We start from the raw sequence: 10,602 nt of genomic DNA on the forward strand, positions 1-10,602 counted from the left end.
ACCGTCAAGATCGCGACCGTACCCGTGAATACAAATCCTGACACATTGCCGGACGTCCGGAATCCCTTATTGTAATTGTATATTTTAGAGATACCGGAGCGAGCGGCGGTGTCGGCTCCGTTACCAGATCCGTATAGTGCTTTTTAGCTGGAGAGTTATCAGATAGTACCTCATAGGTTAATTGTGAGGCTCCTCTTCTTCGTGGGTCTATGGTCTGGATCTGATGCCCCGGTAGAATCACCTGAAACCCCCCGGCTGTCTGTAATACATATTTTAATTTTTTACATATTTTATCATACAAAAATGAAAAAATATAAGAATGTTGGCCCCCCATATACGATACAGGGTATTTCTGGCTATCCAGCAAGACCCGCACTTTCGACGAAAATAGTTACACTCAAGCATCGTTGTCGGGCTCATTGGGGAAAATGATCCCCGACAACAGGAGTGGATTTCATGAAAACACAACTGTACGATGGCAGCAGGAAGATCACGGTGGACACACGCCATGATGAATGCCTTTATGCCGCTCCGCGACCCGCCCGGCAGGCCGCAGATATCCAGCGGCAGGGCAAGGATCTTTATTTCCATATGGATGTTGAAAAGAGGACTACATTCTACCTTCATCTCTGGTCGACCAGCAGGTCAATCAAGGAGAAGATCATTCCGGTTTCGCCAACAACGGCAGAGCAGTTCCTGCGGGGAAAAGGGTTGATCTGCAACCTGTTTCCAAAATCTGATCCCATTGCAACGCTCTACCGGTGGGGATACGGGATCGCAGAAGAGTTCTGAAATCCGGTATTCCTGTTTTCATATCCATCTTTCCTTTTTCCGATTCAGAAAAACCCCGGGCCCGCCTGAAAAATAACTGCCCTGAAAACGCCCCGTTTGCCAATCGGAGCCCATTATGAAAGGTCGGTTTTCTGATAGTCGCACTTTTTTGCGAATTAGCGTGCAGTAATTCCGAAATGGGGATGAATTGGGGGTATTTCGGCAATCGGAGCGGGATAATATCCCGGAAAAATGTCAATACAGGACCTCCCCGGTGGAGGATCGGTTTACAATCCGGAGATCTGGCTGGCCGGAGAAATGGCGCGGGGTGGATCGGTGGATCTTTTTCACAATATCCCTTGCTATCATTCCCTTCAACATCCTGCACCCACGCGACCCCCCGAACTGTCCTGCCCTGTGTTCCCTTACCACGAATATTCCTGTGCACTACCAATGCCGGTTGCAATGGCACTCGGCAGTACAATCCGGACCCGGTCGTTTTAAAAGAATATATATAGGATGTAAGACTTTTTTTTAAAAAGTATTACTTAGTGTAAAAAATGAAATATAACTTATTACCAATAAACAGAAACGTGGAACGGGATACTAAAAAATGAGAGTCACCAGTGAGAACCTGATACGCAACGAATCCGTTGCAAAGGAGTTCCTGATAGGTACCGGCATCCTCCGGGCCGTTCAGCCCTGCATCCTATGCGGCAGTACCCGGGTGGCATCCGCCAGCCGGGGCCGGAGCAGGTGCAGCGACTGTGGCTTTACCTGGGGTCTCCGACGGGGAAGCATTATCGAGAACACGCATATCACCTACCTGCAGTTCATCCGTATGATCAGGATGTTTGCCGATGACATTTCCCCGGATGAAGCAGTCGCGCAGCTGCACATGGAGAGCGCGATGGTGAACAGGATCTATCGACGTATCCGCCTCGCAATCATTGATGGGCAGGCCATACCCGAACCGGATCTTTCAACCGAGGGAAATATTCTGCAGCACCATACTGGATCGCGGGCGGATCCGGTCGTCTTCGGTATCCGCATTCATGCCGAGAGTATCGAGATCGAACGATATGAAACCCCATTTCCGGATCTGATCATCCAGATGGAGATTCCATGGTCGATCCGCAGTACCGTCCTCTTCATCGATGCCTGCGAGAAGCAGTATCAGGGCCTCATTGCCTATTATCCGGATCGCTGCAACCAGGAAACCGTCATCTACACACCAAAAAACCGGGGAACCTGGCCGCCGCTCACGGTATTCTGGCGTTTTGCCCAGACCAGCTGGTCCCGTCACCGGTACCTGGAACGTTCACAGATCCCGGATTTTATACAGGAACTGGCCATCCGGTATAATCACCGGCACAGCGACATGTTCCATGTAATCATAGGAAAAATCTCCCAGTACGATTACACTGACCGGCAGGTGGCAGGGGCGCGCAAGGGTACCGTACTCTCTTTGGCCACGGGAGCAGAAGAATCCTGATTCTGATGTATTGGTATCACGAAAATCAAAACAATATTACTTATTACAACAAAATCACAATCTTTATTTGAATTATTATAGCAGGTATAATGAAATGGTTCCTTTTTCGGGATGGTATCCATGGTACGTTCAACACCAGTAACGGTTCTCCTCTCCTTGCTGGCACTGGGTATCGTCATGTGCCCGGTATCGGCTCTCTACGATTTCGAAGGTCTCCCTCTTACCGTAACCGCACAGGGGACGGTAAACGGCGACGTTCTCACGTTCGGGAACTACGGCCTTGACAATCCCCCGTACGAACTCCAGTTCACCCTGCCGTCCACCCCGCGGTATGCCCGGGTGTACACCGGGGTCTGGGGCGGCACAGAAAAATATACCGGGTGGGCAGACCTGACCATCAATAACATAAAGAAAGTCCGGTACCTGTTGAATGGCGATCGTGACCAGAACCGGGAACTCTACGAATCGGGCCACGGCATCTACTGGATCGCCTACGACACGACCGCTCTTCTCAACAAGGGTGATAATGTTATCACCGTCACGACAAGCAAGAATGATCCTGGCAACAAACTGGACGGCCGGGTATACGGCATCCTTGTTGTTGCGGTAGTCGACGATCCGAAATCCGGGGAGTCAACCCAGTACTGGATCGCGGAGGGCAACGAGAACCTCCATGGCGAAGGCTGGGCCGGGACCAACCCGACGAAGCATGAAGAAACCAATATCACCTTCACCAATGCCGCCCCGGCGGGTATCACCCGGGCCAACCTCTCGGTCCTTCTCCTTGCCGGGGGAAAAGGCCAGCCGGATTATGTCCGGTTTAATGGCCGTTCGCTCGGGATCCCCACCCGGGTCATGAACGGGACCAATGTCACCGATATCGGCGACGAGGTCTCCTTCAATGCCGAAGGCGGTACCGGTATCCCGTCACGGTATACCGACAGGGAAACATTCAATGTCACATCCCAGGTACAGGATACAAACACCGTACAGTTCATGCGGGGCCTTGACCTGAACGGGGATGGTGTCATCGACACGAACGGCGATTCCCCGGAAGGAGAGGATTACATCCATCCCGTTATCGCGCTCCTCACGCTGACAAGACCCGGCAGTACTGCAAATAGTGATCTTGCAAGCGGGAACCTTAATGCGGAAAATGCATACACGGGAGAATCCGCCATCATCAGCGTTGAAGTCCGGAGTTATGGCGCGCTCCCGCAGGATTTGGTCCCCGTCACTTTCAGGGTAGATGGAAACATCATCAACACCACGCAGGTGCAGATCCCAAAAAGCGGTATTGCCATAGTGCGTGTTCCCTGGAATGCAGAAGCGGGAACGCACACCCTGTCCGCTGAAGTGACGGCTGCCGCGGATTCCCGGCCGGATAACAACGCAGTCTCGCGGGAACTAGCAGTCGGGACGCCCCCCGATCTCTCCGTGTCCGTGGGTTCACCGGTTCACAAAGAGGATGCTGCCGGTACGGTTCCCACAAAATCGCCCCTGTCCGCCATCCCGATCATTGCGGCGATCGGTACACTCCTGTTCGTACGGGGCCGCCGGCCCCTGTCAGCCGCCCCGGCACTCGTGCTTGTCCTTGCGGTTGTCCTTGCCCTCCCCGCAATCATCGCACCTGTGGGTGCCGTTGACGGGGTACAGGAGTATTCCATTCCCCTGACGATCACCAACAATGGCGGGAGCGATGCCCCGGCCTTCACGGTCACCGTGTACCTTGACGGCGAAAAGATTGCCGGAAAACAGATAGATGCGGGAGTCAGGGCACATTCCTCAGTGCCGGTCCAAATCCCCGTCTTTACCACACCAGGCTCCCACGAGCTGAAGGTCACCGTGGATGAAGCCGGAGCAGTCCGGGACAACAACCGGAACAACAACATTGTCCAGGGCCGTTATGATTTCCCGGTATAAGGCCCTGATGATAATTGCCGGCGTAGTGCTCCTCGCCATGCCCGCTGCTGCCACGTACGCCGCGGACCGTCCGCTTACCGGGGCATTCAGTTATGAGGGAAATGGGGACTGCCTCTTCTCTACCGGGAACAGTACCTACAGTGGCACCCTGTACGCAGGGGGACGGTATCCCGTTGCATTCACGGTAGACCTTCCTCAGGATGCCATCGTGAAGTACCAGCGGTACTATGTGTACTGGGCGTGGAGCAGGAGAGACCAGCAGACGGTGTATCCCACAATTGCCGTGACCCGCGAACCGGTTCCCACAAGTCCGCTGGAGCCGGTAAGCCGGTATGTTGACAACAAGGGATTCTCCAGCCCAAGTGATTTTTACTCCGGGATGGACACCTTCTCCGGAGGAACACTCTCCCCCGGAAAGAACGAGGTTACTCTTGAAGTAGAAAATGCAGGGGAAGGCAACAGCACGTTTGTGATCCAGGGGATCGGCATCATTGCCGTGTACGAGAGCCCCTCGTCACCGAAGGGACTCGTTATCGTGGAGGAGGGGTGCGACATGCTCTACAACAGTTTCGGCATCACCCCCCAGATGGCAACGAGCCGGGTGGATTTCAGCCATGATGTCGATACTGACCACCTGAAAAAAGCCAGCCTGGAACTCGTCGCCCCTTCCGGGGGGTATTCCCGTTCCGACATCATCCGGAAAAACGCCCTGTACGTGAACAGCCAGGAGAAGCCGGATCTCCCGTCATTCTTCACGGTAATCCTCGACCTGGTCTTTCCCAATGCACAGGGAAAAGAATGGACGGATGTCTTTTTTTCCGACCAGCAGCAGCAGATCGGCATCGACACACGCGATGTTACCCCGTACATTACAAAGAGGTCAAATTTCATTGCCGTGCAGGACCGGGGGGATTATCTCCTCCTGACCAACGCGATCCTGCATATAGAATATGCATAACGGAGGAGCCATGCCAGCAATCATCGAAGCAGACCACCTGAAAAAAGCCTACCGGGGAGATGTCCCCGCGCTCGCTGAAGCAACATTCCGTATAGAAAAAGGGGAATTTGTCACCCTGATCGGCAGGAGCGGGTCCGGCAAGAGCACCCTGTTGAACATCCTCGGGTGTCTTGACAGCCCGAGCTCCGGGGCCCTCACCCTGGATGGGGAACCGGTAAACTTCCGGGACCCTTCCCTGCTCGTCTCTCTCCGGAGAAGGAAGATCGGGTTCGTCTTCCAGCAGTTCAACCTCCTCCCCTACCTCACGGCACAGGAAAATATCGAGTACCCGATGCTCTTCAATTACCGGGAGCCGGAGGTCCGGGCCCGTGCAGCACAGGAACTGCTTACCTGTGTCGGGCTCTCAAACCGGGGACACCACCACCCGTCCGAGTTGAGCGGGGGCGAACAGCAGCGCGTGGCGATCGCCCGGGCGCTGATCAACAATCCTCCCATCATCTTTGCCGACGAACCAACCGGCAACCTGGACCAGAAGACAAGCGAGGAGATCTTCTCCCTGATGCAGTCCATTGCGCGGGAGAAGAAGACCACGTTCTTCATCGTTACCCACGAGCGGGATTTCGGTGAATATGCAGATCGATCGTTCCAGCTCATCGATGGGAAGGTGACTGGTGCATGACAAAACTGGTTGACTACGCGAAACTGTCCGCCCGCCAGCTCATGAAGAAACGGATGCGGGTATTCCTGACCGCGTTCGGGATCGCCATCGGTATAGCCGCAGTAGTCGGGATCATCTCGTTCGGGGAGGGGATACGCTACCAGGCGATCGAGACCATCAAACAGCAGTCGGATCTCACCCTTATCGAAGTGACGGGATCCGTCCGGGACGGAACGGTCATCCCGATCACCGAATCCAAGGTCTCCCTGATACAAAAGATCCCCCATGTCGAAGCGGCCGGCCCGGTATACCAGGTGTCGTTCTCCACGCTGCGGCAGACCTATATCAGTGTGACCGGTATCAGCGGCGAAGATCTGCAGAAGATATTCAAGCCGTCCTTTGCTTCAGGTGGAATGTATGACCCCGCCTCCAACCAGGTGATCTTCGGGCACGAACTCGCGGAAAAACTGCAAAAATACGAAGGGGTCCGGCAGGGCGATCTCTTCACGGTCGTTATCCGGGATTATGACCCGAACGGGGCACCCTCCGACCGGAAGCTGGCGATCCAGTCAAGCGGTGCCCTCAGGGAACGGGGGGACAGCCTGGATTCCCTGCTTCTCATGGACCGGGATTCGGTCAGCGCCCTCTCCAATGAATCCACTCCCTACAATGCCGTGTATGTACGCGTTGACAACCCGGAGCATGTATTTGCCGTGGTTGACGAGATCCAGTCCCTCGGCCTCTCGGCAAACGGGTCGTTCCGCCAGATCGAATCCGTCAACCGGCTCATGGACCTGGTCATCCTGTTCCTGTCGATCTTTGCCGCCATCTCCCTGATTGTCGGCGCCCTCATGATCGTCAACACCATGATCATGTCGGTCTATGAACGGACGCGTGAGATCGGGGTGAGCATGGCCCTTGGGGCATCGCAGGGGGATGTCGTCACCCTGATCCTGATGGAGTGCCTGTATATCGGCGTGATCGGCGGGCTTTTGGGAGATCTCCTGGGGATCGTCTTCTCCTGGGCGATCAACTCGGTCGGGAAGGCATACCTGATCACGCAGATGGGCGACATGTTCTCCGGGTTCGCCCGCTATGACCTAACGCTCGTGACACCGGAGATCCTGGTCATGGGTTTCCTTGTCGCGGTCGTTCTCTCGCTCCTCTCCGGGATCTATCCGGCCCTGCAGGCAGCCCGCCTTAACCCGGTGGATGCAATACGTCACACGTAAGTGAAGGGTAACACGCATGAACGCAGGGTTCCGGTACTCCCCGGTCAAGGGTTCAGCCGGAGAACCCGAAACCGCAGGATCCACGATCCCTGCATCAAAAATACGGACTGAAACATTATGGTAACAAAAAAATACTCCCCGGGACTTTCCCCGGATTCCTGTATCGTAGTGCTCATTGTCTTCACACTCCTGGTTATTGCAGCATGTGCAGGTGCCGGGTGTGTCAGTCATCCGTCATCTGCCCCGGTACCGGCAGTGACGACCCCCCCCGCAGCATCCCCGGGCCCGGCCCCCGTGCCGGCAGCCCCTGCCACGCTCCAGCCGGCTGCTCCCCTGCAACGGGTCATCGTCACCAATGCCGATGCCGCGGAACTGCTGCTGGCCATCGGCGCACAGGACCAGGTTGTCGGCATATCCGATACCGTGAAGTCGCACCCGGTGCTCGGCCCCCGGTTTTTTGGGGTGAAGAGCATCGGCTCCTGGCAGACCCCCGATGTCGAGACGATCCTCGCGCTCCACCCTGACGCGGTGATCAGTTATTCCAGTTATACGCCAAAAAATATCGACAAGATCACGTCAGCCGGTATCCCGCTCCTCCTCATCGACTGTTACAAGATCGATACCCTGGCATCCGACACCCGGAAACTGGGGAACCTGACCGGGAGGGAAAAGGGGGCCGAGGTGTATATTGCATTCCTGGAGCAGAACGAAGCGCTCGTCCAGTCACGCATTGCAAATCTCACCTCCGTTGAAACGCCCCGGGTCTATTTCGAATCCTACTCCGACTATTCTGCCCTGACCGCCGGATCCGGCGGGGACCTGCTGATCACCATGGCGGGGGGGAGTAATATTGCCGGGATGCTTCCGGTATCATCGCCCAAAGTCAATGCGGAATGGGTCTATGCCGAGAACCCGGAGGTGATCGTGAAAGTCGCTGCATCGGGCAAGAATGAATCGGAACTCCGGAATATCCGGGATACGATCGCAGGCAGGACCGGTATCGCGAATACCGCAGCAGTCCGGAACGGGCAGGTCTATGTGATGTCAAACAGCGTCACGTACGGGCCCCGGTCCGCGGTAGGTCTCGTGTATATTGCAAAGATCCTCCATCCGGATGAGTTTGAGGATATCCATCCATCGGTAATACTGGATGACTATGCGGGCCGGTTCGTCCAGGGAGCGAATGTCACGCCGGTCTTCTCTCCCCCCTTGAAATAATGGATGTTCCGTGATGAACCGGATGGACTCCCTGCTTCACACCATCGTTGAGTATAAACCATGCTGGAGAAAATGCATAAAACGGATTGTCAAAAACATCGTAATTGGTATTACGATAATTTAAATAAATTTTAATAAAGGCGCAATAGATAGTTTGAAGTATGATTTTCTCCGGGCCCGGCTCCTCAGGACAGTCCGCTCGCAACAGGATCGTTCCGGTGATGCAGAGTACGGCGGGCAACCGGGAGAAGATACGCGGAATCTCCCGAAGAAAAAACCCGGTCGGGCGCAGGATCTGCATCACGACCATTGTGGTGCTTGTTGCGATCCTGGCGGGCACCGGCATTGCCGGTGCTAATGAATACATGGGGGGCATCCCGTTACAGACGGTGAGTAACGGCGTGGTCTCCGGGGGATTGTATTACAGTACCTACCCGGGATTCTCCACCTCTGCGTACCAGTCATTTACCCTGCCCGCGTACAAGGATATCGCATGGGCACGGCTGTATGTGAGTGTCTATTGCGGCCACAAACAGAATAATTACGAGGGAACCGCCACCGTGAACCTTGATGTCAACGGTGACGGGAATGACGATGTTCTCCTTGCCACAGAATCGATGAATGTTCCCTACAGTTATCCCGGGGAGAAGGGAACCGGGCCGGTATATTTGGGACATGGCAACCGGGTGACGAGCGACTATCTCTTCTGGTATGATGTCAAGGACCAGATCACCGGTGAACGGGTGGGCGCGAGCGTAAAGACTGCCAAAGCCTCGCCGTCGTCGTCGTTTGATGGCAGGATCAAGTTCATCGCCCTCGTCGTTGCCTACAATGACGGAGACCGGGATAAGATCTATTACTGGGTCAACCAGGGGCACGATCCAATGGACTTCGCGAATGACAACGGCTACACCGGGGAGACCCAGTTTGCCACATCCCAGATCGATGCTGACGAAGATGCGGAATACACGGCAACGCTCTCCTCCCTGTACATGGCAAGCGATGATGGGGTCTACACCTTCAACGGGGATGAACTTCCCGGCAACGGCGATCCCCAGGGATCGTATTTTGGCTCTGAAGACTGGGATGTATCCGATTCGATTGTGCTTGACGAGGATAGTACGCTTGAGTATGCGCGATCCGGCTCGTACTTCAAACTGCCTCTTGCACTCCTCACGGTGAAGTTCAAGGAGCAGCCGGAAGGCACGCTTGAGGTCACGTCCATTCCTGCGGGTGCGCAGATCCTTCTGGATGGAGAAGAGCTCGAAAAGACCACCAACCAGACCTTAACGGAGATCAGCGCCGGAGAACATACGGTACAGGCGATCCTGGTGGACAATGCGAAGTACCGTGAACCGGACGAGAAGACCGTCACCATCAAAACCGGGGAAACAACAGCGGTTCATTTCGACATCCCCCCGATCAACGGGTCCATCGATATCTCGTCCGAACCTGACGGTGCCTGGATCTATCTGGATGGCACGAACCTGTCCACCCGGACGGATACCCTTCTGGAGAACGTGATCATCGGCGATCACACGATCCTCCTGAAAAAGCCCGGGTATACGGATGTAAACGCAACGCTCACCCTTGAAGAAGAATCGACTGAAGAAGTGGCACTGATTCTTGTTGAATCGGGTGTCAATACAACATCCACATCCGGGAATACAACCGGACGATCCGGGAATGCAACTGAATCCATGGGGTATACCGGCAAATCCCTCTCGCTGTACAACCATGGTTCCGTGCATGGCGGCCTGACGTTCGCGGATTCCAGCAGTTATTCCGGCCTGCTCGGAAAAGACATGAGTGTATCCTATCCCCTCACCGCCAACCTGACGACGAATGCGACCGTGAAAGATGCACGACTGTATGTATATTCCACGTGGAGTTACGATGCGGATACGCTCACGGGAAAACCTGCAGCACTCCAGGTAGATCTCGACGGGGAGCACCTGGCACGAGAACAGGTATATTCCGACCGCAAAGGGGATGGGACATACGATTACCCGGTCGAGACCCATTGTTATGCGGTCGAAGGAAATCAGATTGCAGATACACCCCTTTCGTTCACGATCACCAATGTAGGAGAAAAACCGGACAAGTTTGCCGTGTATGGCATCATGCTTCTTGTTGTCTATGAAGATCCTGATGGTCATGACATAGAGTACTGGATCGGGGAAGGATCGGATGCGGTCTATGCAAACCCGGAATTTGGTGTTGATTCAGATAATGCGGTGACCCGGATCACGTTCCCGGGCACGGTCAACATATCCGAAATCTCGGGTGCGGAGTTGTATGTTGTCAGTACGGCAGCGTCCGGCGATGATAACCGGATCATATTCAA

General features: G+C 54.8%; 8 protein-coding genes. All 8 read left to right on the forward strand.

What is annotated here, in order from left to right:
• The first annotated feature begins 456 nt into the window (after positions 1-456).
• Positions 457-792, forward strand: a complete 336-nt coding sequence (locus LUQ43_RS12965) for a hypothetical protein (protein ID WP_299968433.1) — start codon at positions 457-459, stop codon at positions 790-792.
• Between the two features lie 592 nt (positions 793-1,384).
• A complete protein-coding gene (locus LUQ43_RS12970) occupies positions 1,385-2,266 on the forward strand; it encodes a hypothetical protein (RefSeq protein ID WP_299968435.1) in 882 nt (293 codons plus the stop codon).
• A gap of 120 nt (positions 2,267-2,386) precedes the next feature.
• On the forward strand, positions 2,387-4,189 hold the full coding sequence (locus LUQ43_RS12975) for a DUF3344 domain-containing protein (RefSeq protein WP_299968437.1): 1,803 nt from the start codon (positions 2,387-2,389) through the stop codon (positions 4,187-4,189).
• A 7-nt stretch (positions 4,190-4,196) separates the two neighbouring features.
• Positions 4,197-5,147 carry a DUF3344 domain-containing protein gene (locus LUQ43_RS12980; RefSeq protein WP_299968439.1) on the forward strand — a complete coding sequence of 317 codons (951 nt, stop codon included), beginning with the start codon at positions 4,197-4,199 and terminating at the stop codon, positions 5,145-5,147.
• 10 nt (positions 5,148-5,157) lie between these two features.
• The gene (locus LUQ43_RS12985) at positions 5,158-5,826 is read left to right on the forward strand and encodes an ABC transporter ATP-binding protein (RefSeq protein ID WP_299968440.1); all 669 of its coding nucleotides are present in this window, start codon (positions 5,158-5,160) and stop codon (positions 5,824-5,826) included.
• The gene (locus LUQ43_RS12990; protein WP_299968442.1) at positions 5,823-7,037 is read left to right on the forward strand and encodes an FtsX-like permease family protein; all 1,215 of its coding nucleotides are present in this window, start codon (positions 5,823-5,825) and stop codon (positions 7,035-7,037) included. Before LUQ43_RS12985 ends, LUQ43_RS12990 begins: the two co-directional genes overlap by 4 nt.
• Before the next feature lie 117 nt (positions 7,038-7,154).
• The gene (locus LUQ43_RS12995; RefSeq protein WP_299968444.1) at positions 7,155-8,255 is read left to right on the forward strand and encodes an ABC transporter substrate-binding protein; all 1,101 of its coding nucleotides are present in this window, start codon (positions 7,155-7,157) and stop codon (positions 8,253-8,255) included.
• Positions 8,256-8,476: 221 nt separating this feature from the next.
• Positions 8,477-10,602: DUF3344 domain-containing protein (locus LUQ43_RS13000; protein WP_299968446.1), on the forward strand; the 2,126-nt coding region annotated here is incomplete at its 3' end.

The organism is Methanoregula sp., from assembly GCF_028679125.1.
Taxonomy (GTDB): Archaea; Halobacteriota; Methanomicrobia; order Methanomicrobiales; family Methanospirillaceae; genus Methanoregula.